A 19149-nucleotide genomic window follows, 5' to 3' on the forward strand; every position below is an offset into this window, starting at 1 on the left:
GATCACCTCCCTATTTCAAAATAGCCACCGACGGCCGTTTCATATCATCTTCAAATGCGTAGCGGGTTGCTGCGATCGTATGGTCGTTCTTTTCTTCCAAACGCGGCTTCGGATTGCCGTCTGCGTCGACTTGATAATCAATGGACTCAAATTCTCTTGCAATGTTCGGCGTTCGCTTTGGATCAATGACAATTGCCCCTAAATCATCGAGCCATTTTTCGCCGTATTCCACGCTTCCCGGCCCTTTCTTAGCACCTTTAATTCTTGGAATGCCATGCTCTTTCTTCATCTCATCCACTGACTTCGGCTCGGCACTGTCAGCGATAATCGGTTCCGTATGATAGTTTTTCATTTTGATTTTTTCGGCTGCTTCTCTATTCGACAACTTCACGCCATAGATTTCATCGATGGCATAGATAATACGCCGTGTTTTATCGTAGTGCCAACGGACAAACGCAAACGGATCGACGCCATATCCCCAGTCGATGCCTTGGCGGATGTTATCGAACCGTTTAATCTCGTTATCTGTAATGGTTCGGAATACTAAATTATCAAACGGCACCACACCACTTCCAATCGGCTCGCCTAGATATTCATGTCTATATTTCATTTCATTCGTTCGTTTCGTGTGTTCTGCTTCCTCGATGAAATCTTTAGACAAAAACGGATTGTCTAAATACGTTGAGTGATGAACGAACGTGTTTTCAGGAAGAAATTGCGTCTCATACTTTTGATTAACCCACGACTGTCTTCGCTTTGGTGGGTTGTAGCTGTAAAAAAACGTATAACGGATTCCTGGCGGAAGCTGCCCACGCAACACGGATTTTTCAATCACAGACACTTCTTCTTCGGTCTTGAATTCGGCCAACTCCTCAATCCACATAATCGCCAGTGGGAACTTCGATGCTTTAATCGACTTGATTTTTTGTGGGTCATCGGCGCCTCGAAATAGAATTCGATTCCCTCTAGGCAAGTACGTAATCCGCATCGGATTGACCGTAATCTGAAAATACTCGGTCACACCCAATATCTCCATCGCTTCTTTCAGCTGTTCCAACACCGAATCTGCGAGCGTGTTCCCGACCCTCCGAACAACCAAAGCGGTCACTGGGAAGCGCATAACCAGCAACAACACCATCATCGCAATATGTGTAGACTTCGCGCTGGCGCGGCCGCCTTTAAGCACATAACGCAAATAACGCTGTTCTTTGACAAGCGCCCAGACTTTTTGGAACGTCGGCGTAAACACTTCGGAAAGTCTAATCTGTTTCATCCGCCCCACCAACGTCGTCGATGATTTGAACGCCAAAATTTGCGTCGACTTGTTGTCTCTCTGTCCACATCGCAAAGCGTTTGCCGAGAAGTTCAGCTGCTTTGATACGGTCTTTAATATTCGGAGTATTTTCCACTAATTCAAAAAAGTCTTTTCCCGCCATCGGTATTTTCTCCGTTTCCTCACCCCGAAGCACTTTCGTTAAAAACGCTAATATTTCATCCTGCGAGGCGATGCGTTCTTTGTCTTTTTCGGATAAACGTTGCTGGATGTACTCTCTAATTGTAGTATTTTGTAGTAGCTTCGTTGTGTTGCCTCTAGCGCTATATCCAGCCCTTTTTGCTGCTTCTTCTGCGTTGCCAAGCTCGATGTAGTAATCGGCGAATCGTTTCTGCTTTTCTGTCAACTTCCGCATCTACATCTCACCTACCTCCCTCACTTTCTGCGAATCGCTCCTCTTACTCGTTTATACGTATCTCTTTTCACGCCCATTAACTCCATCACATCGCGCATCGACAATTTTTCTTTCTTTTTCGCCTTTAATTTTTTTATCTCATCGTCCGATAAATGGTCGCTTAATTTATACATCCTCATCACCTCTTGAATAAAATAAGCGCCTAGCTTTTGACTAGGCACTCATGAAAGGAGGAAATCGCCGTTCTACATATTAGTGGCATTTACACGACAAAAAAGCACAAAAACAGCCTCATCCGCATAAGCAGAAGAGGCTTTCATTTATACGTTTTTTAATTTTTTTCTCCGCCCGTTCAATCATCGTCTGGACGCTGCTTGAAGAGATACACAAATAATTTGCAATCTCACTATATGTTAGGCAATATCCACGCGACATCAGATATACTTCTTTTTCTCGCTCTGTAAGCACCGATAAAGCATCCTCAATACGTTCCCGATCCCAACTCGTAATGACACTTTCTCTTTCGTGGTCGTCCCATTTATAAATAGGCTCACTGGAACGAAAATACTTTTGCATAAGCAATGGGTCGAATAACTTTTCGCGTCGATAGGCAGCACGTCGCTCGATACCTCGTTTATGACCAGGGTATCTGCCGATTGTGAGCCATTCAATCACAAATTCAAGGTCCGAAATCATCCCTTTGATTATCTTTTTATCTTCATCCGATGCTTTTTCTAGGAGTTTTTTTGTTTCTTTCAACGTTTGTTTATATTCTCGCAAGAGTTCATCCATCCGATGCCTCCTGTGTATGTGTGAGTGGTTACAGATAGTTTTAAAAACATCTGTAACCCTCAAAAACGTTGGTATATCAATAGTTTTAGATATTCATTTTTACGGTTACAGATTACTCTCACAAAAACTTTTTATTTTTTTATCTTCGATTTTTGAAGTTATATTTTTTTTAAAGTTTATTTCTCTATTTATCTGTTACCTTAATAAAAAAATAAGAAAAAATATTGATATATCAATAATTATAAAGGTTACAGATAAATTTTGGAAGTGTAACCCCATTATATGTAAAAAAGGTTAAAAGTATTGAAATATCAAGGTTTTTAAAGAAGGCGAAAGGTTACAGATGTTTCATTGATCTGTAACCATATCTGTAACCTTTTGATAATATCGAATCGGCTTCCCGTTTATTTTTCTTACTCTACTTTCATACCCCACATTTGCTAATCTCCGCCCAAATTCCACTTTTCCGACTTCTCGCAATCCATTTTCGAAACAAAAGGCGACATACGCGTTATACACATCTTTTGCTGGACGATTCAAAATCACATGCTGATTTTCACTCTCGAATGCTAGTACATTATCACTCGCAATAAAATACTCTTTCGTTTTCGCTTGAATCGTTAAGCTTTCGGTTAATTTTCCGCCATTCGCTTTAATACGTTGAATCCCTTCAAGCGCTAAACGTAAGATATAACTTTTTGCATTCGGAGATGACAATTTACGATCTAAATCCAAGTCGCGACGCTTCACATGATTGTCGCAAGGGATAACGACCACGCGCCGAGCGATACCGCCAGACTTGTCTTTAAAGGTCGGCATGTCGTTACATGTAAAAATGAGCGTCGCTCGATTTTTCAACTTAAACGGTTGTTGGTAAATCGGGCGAACCATGATCGGGTCGCCGGAGGTAAGCGTCTTAAAATTTTTGGACTGTTCCATGTAGCTTGCGTCGATGTCGTCGCCAATATTTACGAGCTTGCCTTCTAAAAACGCCACGCTTGTCGCATCGTTAAAGTCATTTAGCGTCAGTTGTGACGCTAATTCCCCTGCAAATTCACTAATCATTTTCAAAAATGTACTTTTCCCATTGTTCCCTTTATGTCCTTGAAAGAAAAAGACGACGTGTGGGAACGAATGCGTCATAAGAATATGGGCAAACATTTCTTCAATGACCATGCGCAAGTCTTTTCGGTTCATCGTAAAAAAGTCTAAAAACTGATCTACATGCTTATCGTACGCATCTTCTTGGTATTGAACGTCTAAATAATACGGAGTAAATCCATAATCGGCTTCAATTACTTCGCCGTCGTCGATAATATAGCCGCCTGGCAGCTTGATCGGGAAGTCTTGCTCTTCGATGTATTCGGACTTGATTTTAAACAGTTCTATCAGCTGTTTATGTTGGTTTGGTTTCAGTTTAATCAGCTTGTCAATTTCACGTAGTAGTTTATTGTCATTGCATACGTAATGATCGTCTTGCTTAAAATATAGTTTTTGTTGATAGTATTTAATATCTAGCCGACCGACAAGCACTTCACTTGTCATGACGATATCTTTTTCGTTCAAAAATTGAACGGCTTGTCCTTTTTTCTTTTTCTCATAGGTTTGGTTCACCGATTCAATCAGTGGAACGAGCTCTTTTTCTTTTAACGGTTCACCAAACACAAGATCGTTAATAAAATGTGCCAATTCCTCGACGAATGTATCATCTAGTTCATACATTTCTTTCGCTGTAAGCAAGTGTGTAAATAATGCTGAATTACGTCCCTGCCCTTCTACGAGCCCCGTTAACACCTGTTTTAAGTGCATCGGGTATAAATATACCGGGAGCGTCGGAAGTGCGCTAAAATCGTCTAAAAAATGCCCATTTTGCATCGGTCGCAATTTACCATCTTGTTTAATGACAGCGATGGACTTTTTCCCTGTTTTGTAGTCCACTGACATGCCCGCGACCGTTAATTTGCCGGTCCAGTTTTTGATTAAGATTTTCGGTTTCTGGTAGTATAAATGGCAACCGCGACTGCTTTCGACTCGTAAAGTGGGAAAGAGGCGAAAGAGTTTTTCAATCGCCTCATTTCGTTCGTCAAAATCGACAACGACGATCGAGCTGTTAAGCAAGATAGCCGCGTCTTCATAGTGTTCGTGCGTTGTGCTAAAGATGTCAAGGGAATGCTTCGGCACTTTCCCATCTAACTCGATGTATTTAATCATCTTGTCACCTGCCTTGGTGTTTTGCTTGTATAAATCCCAAGCAATGCTCTCGAATCTTTTGTGCAGTTTTCGGTCCAATTCCCGCGATTTCTTCTAACGATTTGAGCCACTCTAACATAATTTTTGTGTCCAGTTCATTTTGTCGTTTCGCTCCTGCTTCAAACCCTTTATTCCACGCTGCTATGATTTCTGGGTGAAAGGGAGAAGATGAGCTCTCCCTTTCTCGTTTACGCTTCATTAATAACCACCGTCTTGACGTTGGTGGTTAACTTTGTTTTTGCTCATGTATTTCTCAAAAATCATTTCTGGTGTCAATCCGACCATTCGGGACAAAGACAACAAGAAGTGCCACAGGTCAATCACTTCTTCTTGCAATCGACACAAATCAATTTGCTTCTCTTGTTTCCACCATTTCCAGTTGACTTCTCGACGTATTTCATCAATTTCACTTTCCATTGCGATCGTGATAGCGACCACCCACTCGTCGAGTGTTTTATCGATGTTGCGCTCGGTAATGATACGTTCGTCTAATGCTTGTTGCATACGAAACATCGTTTCGAGTTTTTCAATCTCCTCGCCCTCGAGTATTTCCATCGCTGTCGTTAGGTATCCATTCAGCCCAATACTAGTGAGATTTTCAGAATCCAGCACCAATAGGGCATTTCCAGTATCGAAAATGCCCTAGGAGGAATGGAGAATCGTTTGGAGAGACTCCCCACTTAGAAGTCTTTGCAACGATTCCCAAACCGGCTTTCCGTGTTTTTGCAGGGTAGAAATGACGCTGCGAATGGTGCAGAAAGCCTCGGCATCGTCTTCCTGACGAAACGTTCCGGAAATTTTTTGTTTGACTTTCACCATCCGCAAATCACGCTCGGCTTGGTTGTTGTCAAACGGCACTTCTTTCTTTCGCAGGAAGAGAAGCGCTTCTTGCTTGCGCTTTTCCAGGCGCTGGATGAAATTTTGCGCGTTGCGGACGCCTTCATGGTTGCCTTGTCGGCAACGTTCATCGAGTTCTTGTCGACCATTCGCTAGAAGCTGGTCGTACACTGCTTCCCAATACCGGACTTCCTCTTCCGGTAGAGCTCCGCCCGCTTTCTCCACCGCCTGTTTCATCTCCAACAGTGCTTCGGTCATCTCTTTCGACCATGAATGGCCGTAAAGTTCCGTATATGCCCGAAGCTCCCGGAGATGATGGGCGTGGCAAAGCGCATGGCTCGCCTCTGTGTACATCGGGTACACCGAATACGCATCGTGTACCATCGTTCCTTTGTACCGTGGCAAGATCCCGATGTCGTCCGTCGCTTGCTTTCCACGGGAACGATGAAGCCCGTATCGTGTGACCTTGGCAGTGGAAGCCACATGCACCCATTGGTTCTTTCTGTTCACACGCAGGCTCGTTTCATCGACGTGCAACGTGCTGGAGGTTAGCAACGCCGTTTCGATCTCTTTGAGCGCTGCTTCTAACACAGGGAGCCACCGTCTCGTCATGTTCACGACTGTGCCTGCACTGATTGAATGGCCCACTAACGCTTTGACCATCTCCGTGACACGCTCGCACGGGATCAACTGCGCATGATTCCAGTATAAAACAAGGGAAGTGATGGCTGGTCCGTACTGGACATGATTCGTGACATAAAAAGGGAACTCTGCCTGCTGGACGAGATGACATTTCGGACACCCCTTCACTTCCCGTTCGTGTTGAGTCACTTCCATTCGAACCACTGGGAGGTCGAACACTTGGCGAATGTCTACTTGAAGCGGAGCAACATGTTCTAAAGAGTGACCACATCCTTTGCATTTGGTCACGCGGTGAAGGACTCGATGGTCAGGATTCGGTACTTGGCGGAGCGTCGTTCCTCGATGCCCTAGTTGCCCTCCCGGCTGTTTCTCCGACGGTTGGCGAGAAGGGGATTTCGCCACAAACCGGTCAGAGGACGGCGGTAAGTGGCTGTTCGTACTGTTTTTTTTCGTACGGGCTTCTAATTCTGCAATACGTGCTTTTAATTGTTGGTTTTCTTGTCTTAGCTGCTCGTTTTCTTTGATGAGTTTTTCGATGGTTTGCGCTTGGCGCTCGATTTTTGCGACCATGCTTTCGAGTGTAAAGACCGCTTGTTGAAAATCAAAAACAACGTTTGCCATCGTGTTCACCTCCCTTGTCTTGGATGGTACTAGTATAGACAAGGGGAGCAGAAATAAACCCGATCTCGTAAACTTTTTCTATGTAACGGCTGAATAGTTACGTCGTTAGACCTGCGGCAAAAGAATCAAGCTGTCTATATCTCTTTGCCTCTGAAATTAGTTTTTTTAGACGTTCTAACACTGTTTGTTTTGTCATTTTTACTCCTCTCTTGCACTCGTAAAATAGTTATTAAACTTATCCCGTTTCGGAAACTCGCCTTTTGTCGGGAACACATCGACAGGTGCAGCACATTGGTAACACTCTACTTCTTTCACACCTTCTTTTTCGTATCTCACGCCCTTAAATCCGCAGTTTGGGCACTCGTAAAAGACTTTGTAGTGAGGGATGCCGTCCTTGATCTTGATTCCGGTGAGATGGAACGTCGGCTTTCCTTCTTGTGCTGCTTTCTGCTCTTGATCACGATACCAATCGCGGAGTGGTTCTGGAAGTAACGAGATCACGTCTTCGTTTACAGTGATTGGTTTCATTTTGATTTCGGTTGTTTTGAAATTTTTAATCTCGATTTTAGGTTTAATGGCCACTTCTCCTGTCTTGCTTCCATGATTGAGAAGCCCTAAAAAATCGAGCGTTTTGTTCAGCAAGCGTTCAAATGATTCAACTGGGAAATTTTCGATCTTTAAACGTGCACTTTTTTCGCCATTTGACAAAGTAATTTGAACGTTCATATGATAACCTCCCTAAAATACATTGCTTTGCACAAGCTTAATGTAATAATTGATATCGATGAGCTTTTTGTTCATCTCGCTGATTTCTCCGTTCCAAACAAAACTCCGTTCGCTTGTGTTCGGCACTTTATAGTACTTATGGTCGCGAACTTTATAGACACCGCCGTAATGAATTTGATTGGTCGCAAAAATACGATTGACTTTTTGCAATGGTACCATTTTCCCTTCTACTTCATGTGCCATCCCATCAAACTTGCCTGCTTTCGCTATCACTTGAAATAAGTCAAGCTGATTATTTTTCCAAGCCTCGATGATTGTTTTTGGAATTGGAATGTTGTACATATAAAAATTCACAAGCGCTTTATCAACGATATGAAGGCTGTTGCGTTCCCAATCACCACCTTGATATTTCGACATTCTTCCTTTCGCTTTAATCGTTCCGTCCGTGTATTGCACAACGTAATTATTCACATCTCGTTGTGCAATTTTGTGGATATCATCTACATCAAGCGACAGCTGATACTGTTCGCCAAATCGGCGAATGATTTCTAAAATCATGTCCTTCATACCGTCTTCGTAAGCGATAATGATTCCATCTGTATTCGACTGAATCAGCTTCGCGAACGGTTCAAGAAGCAAGATAAGGTGCGTCAAAATGAGCTGACCGTTCATCGTGACGTTGTTAAACTGTTTCGGGTCGAATAATGGATTATACTCTGATTTCATTGCGCCAAAGGCACTGTTAAGCACAATTTTATAGATTTCGTGTTTTCGGTCGTTTTGTTTCTTTAACGCCAAACGTTGTTCGTAAATGCGTGTGAAAAGTTCAGGGCTTTCGGCTTGCCGACTAATAAATTGATTGTTAATCATCAGCGACGGGAAGTAAGACGAAACGTCAATTTGCATCATCTGTCCCGTATGACGAAAATTTTCAATCGCCCCATGCACACCTCCAAAACCAAACGTATGCTTAATGCCGGCAATCTCGATTTCTAATTTTTCTTTCTCCAGCGCATCGTGATCTTCTCCTTGTATGTATCGTTTCTTGATGTTTTCATAAAAAGCAATCACTTCGCGCGGCAATTCTTTTCTTTTGAGACGCTGATCAAATTCTAGATGCAATCGGTCACGGGGAAGCTTTTTTGGTTTCGTCTTTAATACGGATGCCGAAAGACTCGCTTTTGTTTTCTTCACAGCTGTCACTGGAAGCTTAAAAGCATCCACAATTTCAAACTTACTCGTAAAATAGTCTTCTCGCAGTTCGAACACTTTTTTTGTTGTTCGGACATCGTTTTCGCAATACTGAAATACTAGCTCTACTTCTTCTTTCGTTAGTGGACGATTAATATCAAAATCAATCGGCGTTTCTTTAATATCAAGCCCCATATTCGCTTGGACTTCTTTTAATGACACCCCGTTAATTTCTTGCATTGCATCTAATGTGAGATAGCCAAGTGTGGCATTGACTTTTTCACCACGAATCAACTTTTGCGACAATTCGTATGGATCTTTCCCAGTTAACAACCCAGCTAAAATAATGTCATCGTAGGCATAATTGTTATATCCGACGAATATGCTAGATGTAGATAAGCTGTTGCGGAGCTTATCTGTATCATTATGAATGCGGATGACGTGGCCCTCGTTCACGAGGACCACCATCCAATCATAACGAAACACTTCGATATCGTAGAATGTGAACATTTACATCACCATTAAAACGGGATGTCTGCTGACGCTAATTTGAAGTTCTGAAACTCTTTCATTTCCCCAGTGCGTTTGTCTTTATATCGACTTGTTTTGAGTTCAAGCTCTACGTGTGTACCTAATGCTTCTTGTAGCTTTTCCACGACAGCTGTTTCAATGTTCGCGATGTCGTCCACGGTCAACTCCACATTAAATACTTGTGCTGCATGTCCCCAAAGCTTTTTAATGTTTTGTTCCAATTGTTTTTCGGTGAGCCAGTAGTTTGCAAAATATTTGCGGTTTTCATAGCCTTCATTGATGATTGAAAATGTCAACGAGAGCCATTCTGTTCCTTTGTCGTTCACGCGAAACTGCACGTCTTCCAAGACGGCATCATAAATGCCATCTGGAAGGTTGTCATAGCCATTATCATCCACGTTGGTTTGATGCGGATTGAATCCTTCGTTTAACATTTTTTGTGCGAGTTCTTTTAAATTCATCATTCATTACCTCCTGTTTAGCTTGTTAATTAGTTAAAGTAGTTAATTGCATTACTTCACTCTTGGTGGCCGCGGAGCAGCTGTACGCGGTTTCGGCGCTTGCTCTGCTTCGCTTGCTTGCATTGCTTGCTCCTCTTGCTTTTCTAGCTGTTCCACAATCTTTTTCGCTTCTTCTTTGCTTGTTTGCGTTGGTTTGTCAAAAGCACCGATGACTGTATCGAGAATGGCCAAAATGCGTTCGTCTTGAATCCATTCACGTTGGTAGGCTTTTCGACGATCGACGGCTCTGCGAATATAGTTTTTTCCAATTTTTTGGCACAAGATGTTCATGTCGCAGTTGCCGTTGACTGTATTCAAGTGTTTCACGCTGAGAGACGGTACAGGCTTTTCAATGTTGTTTTCCGTAACAGTTGCATAGCGCGAAATATAAATGACATTCATCGGTAAGGCTTTGAGTTTGACGACAAGTGCGGTAAAAATCGATTTAAAAATCCCAAATCCTTTTCCATACGGAATGTCGCCGATATATTGCACACCGTGTTCTTCACAAATAGCCTGTTCGATTAGCGTTACTACATCGTCAATGACGTCTATGACGACTGTTTCAAAGCCATGCTCAGTGGTTTCTAGTTCTTTGATCAGTTCGTTTAATTGATTGATGACGCTAAAACTGATTTGTCCTGTTTTCGCGTCACGTTCATTTTTTAAGTTAATGCTCGGTGTTTCGATTTGGTCTGCGTTCCCGTCTGTATTGAAAATGACTGGGTTCGGGAACTGGGAAGCCAAGTATGACTTCCCGTGCATTGTTTGACCCCAAATGAAAAAGTTGCGCGGTGTATCAATCGTTTTCTTTGGTTGATTTTTCGGTAGTAAGCCCATCTTAATTTGCCTCCTTTAATTTGATTCGGACACTGCCAGCCGTTGGACTGACTTTGATATATTGTTGCGCGAGTTCTGGATGCTCTTTTTTGAAGCGTGTGCTATCAAACGACTCGCGTTTTCCGGGAAGTACGCGCGTAATTACTACACGGTCGGTTTCCCATTTCTTAACATCGTATTCTTCCATGAGCTGATACAGCTTGTCTTTCATGGCTTTGTACTGCTCTTCTAACTTTTTAAAGTTAGAGAGCTGCAATTCTAGCTTTTCTACTTGTTGCGCGACGATGGTTAGTTCGTTTTGGCCAACAGACATAAACTCTTGTTCAGTCATATCTTGCTTTTCTTTAAGGTATTCGCAACGAATCCAGAACGATTCAATCGCATCTAAAATGTGCTGCACATATTGATTATCGCGATGAACAACTTTGATTTGTAATCGATCCGCATCGAATTCTACGTCAAAATTGTCTGGGCGCTCATAAAGCGCGAGCCATCCATATTCCACACCAAACTGATACATATACAGTTGCATTTGTGCTTCGTATGAACGAATATCTGGTGTTTTGCCGTGCGTTTTGATTTCTAAAATCAATTGATTTTCTTGGTCATATCCGTCTGTATTCGAACGAATTCCACGCTCTACATCTGTTTTTGTTGCTGGTTGAAAATTTGTTTGGTTAATGGCGTTAATATACTCGCGAATTTGCGGCTCTAGCGCGTTTCCGTATGCTGTATACTCATTTCCTTTGAAGTCTGACGGCTCAATGCCTGTTTTTTCTTTCGCTAACTGAAACTGCGTTTTGTATTTGCTGATCCCAAGAATGGCTGGAACATCGGATCCGCCAACCCATTTATCGCGATGCTGAACGACATTCACATCTTTTTGACCAAACATTCTCTCACGCTCCTATAAAGTTTTTAAATAGCTCTTCCGTAAAGTCTTTCTTTGCTGCCAACGCTTCGTATACAGCTTCTTCAATACTGTTTTTGGTGATATATCGATAGACTGTAACCTTTTTAGTTTGGCCATTACGATAACACCGTCCAAGAGCTTGGTCGTAGTCTTGATAGCTGTATGTCGGCGTATAGAAAACAACAATGTTGGCGTATTGCAATTCAATACCCGCAGCACCAGCTTGGTACTGCACGAAAGTGACCGTGTTTTTTAAGTTTATCCACTCGTCGCGAGAAGGCAATTTGTTGATTTTCCCACTCACTTCGTAGATGGTTTTTGTTTTTTGTAATAATTGAGCAAGCTGTTCTTTTTCTTGTTGGTAGTAGTAGAAAATGACGATGTTTTCTACGGTGCTTTCAGCTAACATCTCGGTGTAGGCTAGCTTGTCCTTTTGATTCGCATAAAATCGCAACCCGTGTTGCAGCTTCATGATGGTATCAAATGCGATTTTTCCTTCTTTTGTTTCCAACACTCTGTCTTTTTGAATGACTTTATACTCTCTCGATGGCTGGAAGTGCACGTCTTCGAATACCAATGGTGGTAAATCAAGACATTCCTCTTTTGATAGTTTCGTAGACACGCTTTGGTACAGATTTTTTAAATGCTGTTGTTCTTTCCAACCACTAATGACTTTGACAGACCGATCTCCAAAATGCTTTGTTTCATAAATTGCGTGACGTTTCAAAAACTCCGTTTTGTTTTTGTAAAAACGAAACATCAGAAAGTAATTGATTGTATCAATCCAGCCGTTGCTTGAAGGTGTCGCCGAAAGCAAAACAAAATGAGTCGATAGCTTTGTCAGAGCCAACGCAGCTTTTCCTCGTTGGCTTGATACGTTTTTGATATAGTGACACTCGTCAAAAATGACAAAGTATCCTTTATACAAATGCCAATCTTTTGCGATTTTTCCGTATGACAGTTCATTGTATGTAATAAAAATGTTGTAGTAGTCTGCCACACGTTGAATTTCGCGGCTCCATCCACCTTCACGCAATTTTGCCGGAGGTTGAACAATTAATAATGGTTCGCCTTGATAATGCTTTAGATAATGATGGATCGAGAGAATGGTCTTTCCTGTTCCTGTATCCAAGGCATATAACCAGTCGGGCTTACTTTTGTTCAAGGTGTCCTTTTGATAGTTGTAAAGCATGTCGTAATTCCGCAATCTTTCGTTGTACGTCTTCGACGCTGTAAGCGACAAACGCACACCCCCCATTTTTGTTAATCTCATCAATGTTGAGTTGTTGTAACGCTGATACTTTTCCGTCCGGGCGTTTGATTTCGATGCCTACGAATACTGAGTCAATGCAAGCGATGATGTCAGGAACCCCTGCTTTTTGGTACATCGAACCGTGCACTTTCATATACCAAACGCCTAGTCGATCTAAATACCGTTTGATTTGGTTTTCAATCGTTTTTTCTGTCATATCGCACTCCTGTTTGATAAAATAGTAGTGTGTTCTAACTTGGAGTGCTTTGCCTTTCGGCGAAGCTCTTTTTATTTCGCCACAAATTCTTTTGCGCCGAATATACGCATCGCATACTCATAAATGTTCTCGGCCAACACGATATCGCCGTTAGGAAACTCTAAAACAATGTCGTCTTCAAAAATTTCATCCCCTAGCACGTCGATGCCCCAGCGTTTTATTTGCACCATTATCCCCCCTCACACCCAATACTTATTTAGGCTTTTGTAATACTCAAAGAGTCCGCGTTTTTTCAGGTTGCTTAATTTTGAACGAACGGTAGCTTCCGTTCTGCCAAGCGCCATTGCAATTAGTTTTGCTCCGTCTACGTCGTAAAACTTGCATAAATACTCAAGATCCGATTCGCTGAACGGTTTACCATGATTTTTATGAAACTTCGGATGGTACTTCATTCGACCGATTCGGTCGTATTCAATCGGTGCCTCCTTCCGTAACGAATTGCGGCTCATTCTGTTCCTCCTTTCGTTTAGCATGGATGCGCTAGTGCGCATCGTCATGACTAAGAACAATTAACGGGCGGGAGAGAACCCGATTGTTCCTAGCCATGACGACAGGCACTAGACCTGTCGGGTATGCGTGTAGTACAATGATGATGTGTGTATTACAATGATGTTGTTAGGCTAGCGTTGCCGCGCTGGCCGTTTTTTCTTGCTGAATTTCACGCAATTTTTGTTTCGCACGGCGCTCTATCACCATGAGATGTAGGTGATTTTCACGCATTTCCTTGCACAATCTACGAACCTCTGAAACTTTCATCAAACGGCTAGCCGAAAAACACACGTTCATTCCTCATTCCCCTTTCTCATCACAAGCATGACATCTATCCCACGTTCCTTCATCGTCTCAACGAGCCGCACCAGCTCGTCATGCCGTTTTTTCTGCCTGATAAGCTCGTCCAAATCTCGCTTGCAGCGAAGAAATTCCTTCGCCCATTTCTCTGCTTCATCGAATTGATCGTGTAGCCATTCCAACCGCGCTTGATGTAAACATAACGCACCGAATTCCATAATTTTCTCTGCCAACTGGCGATCTTTTTCTAATACGTTCATTTGTTCAACTCCTCTTTGAATCGAAGCCCGAACCGTTCTGGGTATTTCTCCATCGCCTTGAACACGGTATAAAACGTCAAATTATTCTCGTACATAAGTCGATTTCCAGTGTACGCTATCTCAACAATAACGTTTCTGTTGAGGTCGAGCAGGCTGATCGTGTACATCGGTTCTGACACGGTCTCGAACTCCATGACTTTTGCTTCAATTGGCTGAACAGCTTTGTATCGAGCATGAATCTCATCAAGAATGAGAGACGGTAACTCATCAAAAGAGATATGTTTAATGTTCATTGTTATCCCCCTTCATTTCTTGCTCTTTTTGCTTTCTACGCTTTTCATTTTCCTTGACCATTCGGATGTAAATTTCAATAAAGTTATCTAACGCTTCCTTTGACGGCTCTTTCCGTTCACCCACGCACCGTACCACTACTTCTGGTGGCTTCATCGTTCTTTTTCGTTTTTTCACGTTTACCATCTCCTTTGTAGGAGATGTATGCGACGAATCATCGTGTACAACATTTCGAATTTCCGACATTTTATTTCCCTCCTGTCAGTTTGTAGGAATTTCCTCCCTTCGTGTCGAATATTGGCGGGGAAGGGAGGTGAAGCCATGCGAAAGATTGACCTTATGTCACTAGCAAAAGAAGTCGACCGAGAGATTCACGAAGTCATTCAACGAGAATTGTCTCCTATTTACAAACGTTTAAATAATTCTGAGCAACTCGAAACTCTCTTGCCTGATTTAATGGGTAAAGTGATGACCATTAACAGAGTTTATACGTTCAAATTGTTAGAAAAGGCACTTAGAGATATTTATAAGACTGACTCATAGAATCAATTAAGCTCTTTTCAAATCTTTTAACCAATTCCTTTGCATCTATGTTGAATTCCGGTTCAAACTCGTGAATTCGCTGAAGGGTTTCCTGTAGTTGCTCTAAAAGAGTGACGGCTCTTTCAAGCAACTCTTGGAACTCTTCAGCATTCTTGAATTGAATGGATACTTTCATGTCTTCTCACCTCCTTTTGCAGGTTTTTTCTCCTTCTTGTCGAAATAGGACGATGGAAGGAGGTGATAAAAAATGGCAAAGTTTTATTACTACAACAAACATGTTGATAATAAAGGAAACCACGAAGTTCACAGCGAAGATTGTTCTTATTTACCTAACTATGACAACCGCATAATGATCGGGTACGAAAACGACTGTAAATCTGCAATCGAGCGAGTAAAACGAGAAACCGGAAAAACGAACTTCGATGGTTGTTGGCACTGCAGTTTTGAGTGCCACATCGGATAAAGGGGGAGCTAATCCCTCTTGTCTCTATAAGGAATTGCATTATCGTAATAAAATTTTTTGACAAGTGACGGTATTTTCTCGAGTTCCTTTAATGTAAAACCGTGTTCCTGACACTGTTTGCAAATGTACGTTACCAAGTCGTTGAACGCTTGTTCTCTTTGGTTGTTCATGTGTATCCCCCTCTCTCATTCTTCATAATGGGCGAGGATGATCTTTGCGATAACGTAAAGGTCTTCTTCGTCCCATCCTTTTTCGTAGGCGAATCGCAAAAGTTCTTTTGCTTTTGCGAGCGTTTCGTTCGGTGGTGTAATCATGTCTTTCGTTCCTCTCACCCCCTTTCGCGCCGTTTGTTATTGCAGGATTTTCCTCCCCTTTGTCGAATTAACTCGAAGAAAGGAGGTGGAAAAGCTTGAAGAAGATATATGCCAATCTTCTTGGCGAATGGGTCGATCTCTCGTCCGATGATACATGCTTAATGGGTTCTCGTATGGTCAGCCCTTCCGTTTGGTGGGAAGAAAACGCTGAGATTTGGAGCCCCGATACAAAAGACGAACATACCATGTACCAATTGGACTATGTGACCATTCACTACAAAGGGAAAGACTATCGAATCAGCCCTATTTTTATTCAAATTGTTAGTGAATAAAGTTATTCAGTCTTGATGATGGCGTCCTAATAACGTCGTAAGTTAAACTCAATTTCAAGTTGCCTTTTCAGTTCCTCAGAGTCGTCAAGCTCCAGCTTGGCGGCTCTTAACGCGAAATATAGGTTGACTTGTCGCGCAATTTTTTCCCATTCGTATTTTTTAAGCCCTTGGAGTTGTTCAACTAAAGACGCGATTTGCTCTTTTGTCATTTTTCTCACCCCCTTTCACGCGGTTTGTTCGTCCCTCTCAATGAGAGGAAGAATGCCAAGTTTGTTTTTCAACATTTCGTAAATGAACAGTCTTCCTTTTTGCGTCCAGTACGTGTGCATTTTGCTTGTTTCCGAATCGATCGCGTGTGTTTTGCTTTGCGTATAGCCTTTATCTTGGTACTTGGAGTAAAGCAACCAGCAATCGCCTTGTTTATACTGAATGCCGAGCTGATGCAATAGTTGGTTCATTCTTACTGCGCTCATGCCGTAGTCTTTCGCGATCTTGCTAATGGAAATGAGCGATTTGTTTTGCAACACCAAGTCATAATAGGTCGCTTTCGGCTGTAACTCTTTGATGATTTGGTCTTTTTGAGCGTTTTGCAGTTGCAGCTGTTCGTTTCTCTCCACTTGCTCAACCAATTGCAATAGTGCCTCTTTGTACGTTGTCGGTAGCTTGAACGGCTGTTTCTGCTTCTCCAGCTCCGCCCGCATACGCTTAAACTCCTCGATGAATCGCACCTTCATTTTCATTGCCTCTGGCGTCGTATACGACATCGCTACCAACGTGAACGCTTCTTCGGTGAGAAGGTATTTTTTGTACCATTGCTTGTTTTGTGGGTGTTGGTAGTGGGTCTGCTCAAAGTTGAGCACCCCCCACTTTCCTTCGCCAGCTTCATTCAATTTTTCGATTTGTACATCAATATCACGTACAACATTTCTGTGGTCTTTTCCAAACACTTCCGCGACAGTCAAACTGTCCGTAACAACTCGATTGCTTTCAATGAAAACTAACTGGTTCATCCACGTCCTCCTTTGCTTATTATGTGTCTTTTTAAGACACTTTTTCAGGAAAAAAAACTGAAATATTGACGTTATAAAGTTTCGCTAAACGATAAAGCTCGTCAGCATACCATCGAGTTTCCCCATTTTCGCGTCTCTTATATTGAGTAAGAGATAAATTTAGATATTCTGCCACTTCTTTTTGAGTCATACCCTTATTGACACGCAAAGCTTTTGGGGATAAATGGAGATTCACGTTATCACCTCCGTTTCTTAGTGTCTTTATATGACACTTTGATAATATCATCTCTAAAAATATAAGTCAACAAAAAAAGACACTTTTTTTATAAAAAACATTTTCAAAGTGTCTTATAACGTCTATAATAGTTTTTGAGAAGGAGGTGATAAAACGGTGGATGATTTCTATCAGATAATAGGAAAAAACATTGAGAAATACAGAAAGCTAAAAAGAATAAGTGCTGAAGAATTAGGCAGAAGAGTCGGTTTAACTAAAAAGACAATAAGGCGATATGAAACTGGAGAAATAAGAATCATAAACGATCGTGTAATTGCAATTGCTGATGCGCTTGGCATTGATCCAGCTTTATTGTATGAAGGAACCGATATAGTTGAGCCAGTTGAAGAGTTGACCAAACTCCCGATCGTCGGCGCAGTTAGTTGCGGCAACGGGGTGCTGGCATACCAAGAGATTGAGGGGTATGAAGAAGTGCCAACGAGTTGGTTGAACGGCGGCGAATACTTTTTCGTGCGTGCGAGAGGCGACAGCATGATAAACGCTCGAATCATGGACGGCGATTTGTTGCTGATTCGTAGGCAAGAGGACGTGGAAAGTGGAGAGATTGCCGCGGTTTTAATCGACGATGAAATTGTCTTGAAGCGAGTGTACAAGACAAACGGAACGATTATTTTGCAAAGCGAAAATCCGAAGTATCAGCCGATCGTTTTGCAAAAGAGTGACATGAAAAACGTTCGAATCATTGGAAAGTTAAAAAAAGTAGTGTTAAATTTTTGACGTCAAAAATTTAAAAGAGCAACGCAAATGGTTGCTCTTTTTCAATTTTACGTTAAAAATATTTGAAGGAAATCACTTTTTTTTATAGAAAAATCTATAATACATCATACTAACAGGGGGAATAATTATGGAAAAGAAAACTTACTACGCAAATAATGTACAAATGGCTCTGCAATTATACGATATGGTCATGGAGTTTTCTATTTTAAACCCTGATAACACTAAAGAGGACAACATCAGAATCTTTATGAGTCCACAACACGCCAAAGTTTTTGCACATCTTTTATTAGATCATGTTCGTATTTATGAAGAAACTTTTGGTTCCATTCCTAATCCACCTTCCCCAGAACAATTGCAAGAACTTCAAAAAAGAGGGATAATTAATCTTGGTGAAGGGGATGTAAAAAATTAATGCAGGAAAAACATTCATCTTCAACAACTAGTGTATATATATTTGATACTAAGGATCCATACGGTAAACGAGTGTTTTTAGAGAAGTCTCGTTTCGAAGAGCATATATTGGATCATCACCCAGAGATGCAGGGGAACGAGCATGCCATGAAAGAAACTGTTGAAAATCCTCATCTCATCATACAAAGTAAACAAAACCCTAATCGCTGGTTGTATGTTGGGAAAAGTGATATGGCTACTTACCCGCTTTTAAATATAAAAACAGTAGTTGACCATACTTCAACGGAATACGGATATGTGGTAACTGGATTATTTCAAAAGAAAATCAACGCGGAAAAGGAGGGAACGGTTATTTATGAAAGAACAAGTAAAGATTCATTACGATGAAGAATGTGATGTTTTGTATATTTCGTTTGGGGAACCGCGCCCTTCCTATGCAGAAGATTTTGAAGATGGGGTATACATTCGCTACGACATGGAAACAGATGTACTAACAGGTGTAACGATTTTGGATTTCTCGAAAAGAAAAAATGAACTCAAGAATATGCCTTGGCCTTTTACATTCCCAATCGAGAGTGTAAACGAAGTGGTTCATTAATGATTCCATACAATGTACACAATAAAATGACATATGTTATCTCTTATAAAGCGCTCGGCATGAGCG

The 19149-nt window shown here is 41.7% G+C and carries 32 protein-coding genes; 6 read left to right on the forward strand and 26 right to left on the reverse strand.

Features of this window, described 5'->3' with window-relative positions:
* Positions 1–10: 10 nt before the first annotated feature.
* From GFC30_RS15495 to GFC30_RS15580, 21 genes are all read right to left on the reverse strand, one after another.
* A complete protein-coding gene (locus GFC30_RS15495) occupies positions 11–1273 on the reverse strand; it encodes a PBSX family phage terminase large subunit (RefSeq protein WP_066327870.1) in 1263 nt (420 codons plus the stop codon).
* Positions 1260–1688, reverse strand: a complete 429-nt coding sequence (locus tag GFC30_RS15500; RefSeq protein WP_066327872.1) for a terminase small subunit — start codon at positions 1686–1688, stop codon at positions 1260–1262. Before GFC30_RS15500 ends, GFC30_RS15495 begins: the two co-directional genes overlap by 14 nt.
* A gap of 20 nt (positions 1689–1708) precedes the next feature.
* Positions 1709–1861, reverse strand: a complete 153-nt coding sequence (locus GFC30_RS17300; RefSeq protein ID WP_169807024.1) for a hypothetical protein — start codon at positions 1859–1861, stop codon at positions 1709–1711.
* Positions 1862–1979: 118 nt separating this feature from the next.
* Positions 1980–2498 carry a sigma-70 family RNA polymerase sigma factor gene (locus GFC30_RS15505; RefSeq protein ID WP_274520112.1) on the reverse strand — a complete coding sequence of 173 codons (519 nt, stop codon included), beginning with the start codon at positions 2496–2498 and terminating at the stop codon, positions 1980–1982.
* 330 nt (positions 2499–2828) lie between these two features.
* On the reverse strand, positions 2829–4691 hold the full coding sequence (locus tag GFC30_RS15510) for a phage/plasmid primase, P4 family (protein WP_084256491.1): 1863 nt from the start codon (positions 4689–4691) through the stop codon (positions 2829–2831).
* A 4-nt stretch (positions 4692–4695) separates the two neighbouring features.
* The gene (locus GFC30_RS15515; protein WP_066327877.1) at positions 4696–4929 is read right to left on the reverse strand and encodes a hypothetical protein; all 234 of its coding nucleotides are present in this window, start codon (positions 4927–4929) and stop codon (positions 4696–4698) included.
* The gene (locus GFC30_RS15520; protein WP_084256511.1) at positions 4929–5285 is read right to left on the reverse strand and encodes a dUTPase; all 357 of its coding nucleotides are present in this window, start codon (positions 5283–5285) and stop codon (positions 4929–4931) included. Before GFC30_RS15520 ends, GFC30_RS15515 begins: the two co-directional genes overlap by 1 nt.
* A gap of 87 nt (positions 5286–5372) precedes the next feature.
* On the reverse strand, positions 5373–6830 hold the full coding sequence (gene tnpC / locus GFC30_RS15525) for an IS66 family transposase (RefSeq protein WP_066324512.1): 1458 nt from the start codon (positions 6828–6830) through the stop codon (positions 5373–5375).
* A 198-nt stretch (positions 6831–7028) separates the two neighbouring features.
* Entirely contained in the window at positions 7029–7556 is a 528-nt protein-coding gene (locus GFC30_RS15530) for a hypothetical protein (protein WP_066327878.1), read from the reverse strand.
* Between the two features lie 12 nt (positions 7557–7568).
* Positions 7569–9257, reverse strand: a complete 1689-nt coding sequence (locus tag GFC30_RS15535; protein ID WP_066327881.1) for a DNA polymerase B — start codon at positions 9255–9257, stop codon at positions 7569–7571.
* Positions 9258–9268: 11 nt separating this feature from the next.
* Entirely contained in the window at positions 9269–9742 is a 474-nt protein-coding gene (locus GFC30_RS15540; protein WP_066327883.1) for a DUF669 domain-containing protein, read from the reverse strand.
* A 48-nt stretch (positions 9743–9790) separates the two neighbouring features.
* Positions 9791–10618: an AAA family ATPase gene (locus GFC30_RS15545; RefSeq protein WP_066327885.1), complete on the reverse strand. Its 828-nt coding sequence runs from the start codon at positions 10616–10618 to the stop codon at positions 9791–9793.
* Position 10619: 1 nt separating this feature from the next.
* A complete protein-coding gene (locus tag GFC30_RS15550) occupies positions 10620–11513 on the reverse strand; it encodes a YqaJ viral recombinase family protein (protein ID WP_066327887.1) in 894 nt (297 codons plus the stop codon).
* 4 nt (positions 11514–11517) lie between these two features.
* Entirely contained in the window at positions 11518–12723 is a 1206-nt protein-coding gene (locus GFC30_RS15555) for an SNF2-related protein (protein WP_066327889.1), read from the reverse strand.
* On the reverse strand, positions 12683–13000 hold the full coding sequence (locus GFC30_RS15560) for a VRR-NUC domain-containing protein (protein WP_066327891.1): 318 nt from the start codon (positions 12998–13000) through the stop codon (positions 12683–12685). The genes GFC30_RS15555 and GFC30_RS15560 overlap by 41 nt, the downstream gene beginning before the upstream one ends.
* Positions 13001–13071: 71 nt before the next feature.
* A complete protein-coding gene (locus tag GFC30_RS16750) occupies positions 13072–13230 on the reverse strand; it encodes a YqaI family protein (protein WP_084256493.1) in 159 nt (52 codons plus the stop codon).
* Positions 13231–13239: 9 nt separating this feature from the next.
* Complete coding sequence (locus GFC30_RS15565) at positions 13240–13509, reverse strand: hypothetical protein (RefSeq protein WP_066327892.1); 270 nt, start codon at positions 13507–13509, stop codon at positions 13240–13242.
* A 166-nt stretch (positions 13510–13675) separates the two neighbouring features.
* Positions 13676–13846 carry a hypothetical protein gene (locus tag GFC30_RS17305; RefSeq protein WP_169807025.1) on the reverse strand — a complete coding sequence of 57 codons (171 nt, stop codon included), beginning with the start codon at positions 13844–13846 and terminating at the stop codon, positions 13676–13678.
* Complete coding sequence (locus tag GFC30_RS15570) at positions 13843–14109, reverse strand: hypothetical protein (protein WP_066327893.1); 267 nt, start codon at positions 14107–14109, stop codon at positions 13843–13845. Before GFC30_RS15570 ends, GFC30_RS17305 begins: the two co-directional genes overlap by 4 nt.
* Positions 14106–14402, reverse strand: coding sequence for a hypothetical protein (locus GFC30_RS15575; RefSeq protein WP_066327894.1), 297 nt, complete (start codon positions 14400–14402; stop codon positions 14106–14108). Before GFC30_RS15575 ends, GFC30_RS15570 begins: the two co-directional genes overlap by 4 nt.
* Positions 14392–14646 (reverse strand): hypothetical protein, encoded by a 255-nt coding sequence (locus GFC30_RS15580; protein WP_238583584.1) that lies wholly within the window; start codon positions 14644–14646, stop codon positions 14392–14394. The genes GFC30_RS15575 and GFC30_RS15580 overlap by 11 nt, the downstream gene beginning before the upstream one ends.
* A gap of 75 nt (positions 14647–14721) precedes the next feature.
* Between GFC30_RS15580 and GFC30_RS15585 the strand changes: the two genes are divergently transcribed.
* Positions 14722–14943, forward strand: coding sequence for a hypothetical protein (locus tag GFC30_RS15585; protein ID WP_066327896.1), 222 nt, complete (start codon positions 14722–14724; stop codon positions 14941–14943).
* Here GFC30_RS15585 and GFC30_RS15590 read toward each other — a convergent pair.
* Both GFC30_RS15590 and GFC30_RS17110 read right to left on the reverse strand, forming a co-directional pair.
* Positions 14915–15118 carry a hypothetical protein gene (locus GFC30_RS15590; protein WP_066327897.1) on the reverse strand — a complete coding sequence of 68 codons (204 nt, stop codon included), beginning with the start codon at positions 15116–15118 and terminating at the stop codon, positions 14915–14917. The two genes, GFC30_RS15585 and GFC30_RS15590, sit on opposite strands and share 29 nt — an antisense overlap.
* Before the next feature lie 473 nt (positions 15119–15591).
* Positions 15592–15738: a hypothetical protein gene (locus tag GFC30_RS17110; RefSeq protein ID WP_158512143.1), complete on the reverse strand. Its 147-nt coding sequence runs from the start codon at positions 15736–15738 to the stop codon at positions 15592–15594.
* A 77-nt stretch (positions 15739–15815) separates the two neighbouring features.
* Between GFC30_RS17110 and GFC30_RS15600 the strand changes: the two genes are divergently transcribed.
* Positions 15816–16052 carry a hypothetical protein gene (locus GFC30_RS15600; RefSeq protein ID WP_066327902.1) on the forward strand — a complete coding sequence of 79 codons (237 nt, stop codon included), beginning with the start codon at positions 15816–15818 and terminating at the stop codon, positions 16050–16052.
* A 26-nt stretch (positions 16053–16078) separates the two neighbouring features.
* On the opposite strand, the gene GFC30_RS15605 is transcribed toward GFC30_RS15600, so the two are convergent.
* The 3 genes from GFC30_RS15605 to GFC30_RS15615 are packed head-to-tail and all read right to left on the reverse strand — an operon-like array spanning position 16079 to position 17297.
* Positions 16079–16261: a hypothetical protein gene (locus tag GFC30_RS15605; protein WP_066327903.1), complete on the reverse strand. Its 183-nt coding sequence runs from the start codon at positions 16259–16261 to the stop codon at positions 16079–16081.
* 15 nt (positions 16262–16276) lie between these two features.
* Positions 16277–17062, reverse strand: a complete 786-nt coding sequence (locus GFC30_RS15610; RefSeq protein WP_066327906.1) for a phage antirepressor KilAC domain-containing protein — start codon at positions 17060–17062, stop codon at positions 16277–16279.
* A 31-nt stretch (positions 17063–17093) separates the two neighbouring features.
* Positions 17094–17297, reverse strand: coding sequence for a helix-turn-helix domain-containing protein (locus tag GFC30_RS15615; RefSeq protein ID WP_066327908.1), 204 nt, complete (start codon positions 17295–17297; stop codon positions 17094–17096).
* A 156-nt stretch (positions 17298–17453) separates the two neighbouring features.
* Here GFC30_RS15615 and lexA point away from each other — a divergent pair, with 156 nt between their 5' ends.
* The 4 genes from lexA (at position 17454) to GFC30_RS15635 (ending at position 19083) form a co-directional block, all read left to right on the forward strand.
* Positions 17454–18074: a transcriptional repressor LexA gene (lexA, locus tag GFC30_RS15620; protein WP_084256495.1), complete on the forward strand. Its 621-nt coding sequence runs from the start codon at positions 17454–17456 to the stop codon at positions 18072–18074.
* A 127-nt stretch (positions 18075–18201) separates the two neighbouring features.
* Positions 18202–18486, forward strand: coding sequence for a DUF3467 domain-containing protein (locus GFC30_RS15625; protein WP_066327911.1), 285 nt, complete (start codon positions 18202–18204; stop codon positions 18484–18486).
* The gene (locus GFC30_RS15630) at positions 18486–18872 is read left to right on the forward strand and encodes a hypothetical protein (RefSeq protein ID WP_066327913.1); all 387 of its coding nucleotides are present in this window, start codon (positions 18486–18488) and stop codon (positions 18870–18872) included. The genes GFC30_RS15625 and GFC30_RS15630 overlap by 1 nt, the downstream gene beginning before the upstream one ends.
* A complete protein-coding gene (locus tag GFC30_RS15635; RefSeq protein WP_066327915.1) occupies positions 18841–19083 on the forward strand; it encodes a DUF2283 domain-containing protein in 243 nt (80 codons plus the stop codon). Before GFC30_RS15630 ends, GFC30_RS15635 begins: the two co-directional genes overlap by 32 nt.
* The last annotated feature ends 66 nt before the right edge of the window (positions 19084–19149 follow it).

It is taken from the genome of Anoxybacillus amylolyticus (assembly GCF_001634285.1).
GTDB classification, from domain to species: Bacteria; Bacillota; Bacilli; order Bacillales; family Anoxybacillaceae; genus Anoxybacteroides; species Anoxybacteroides amylolyticum.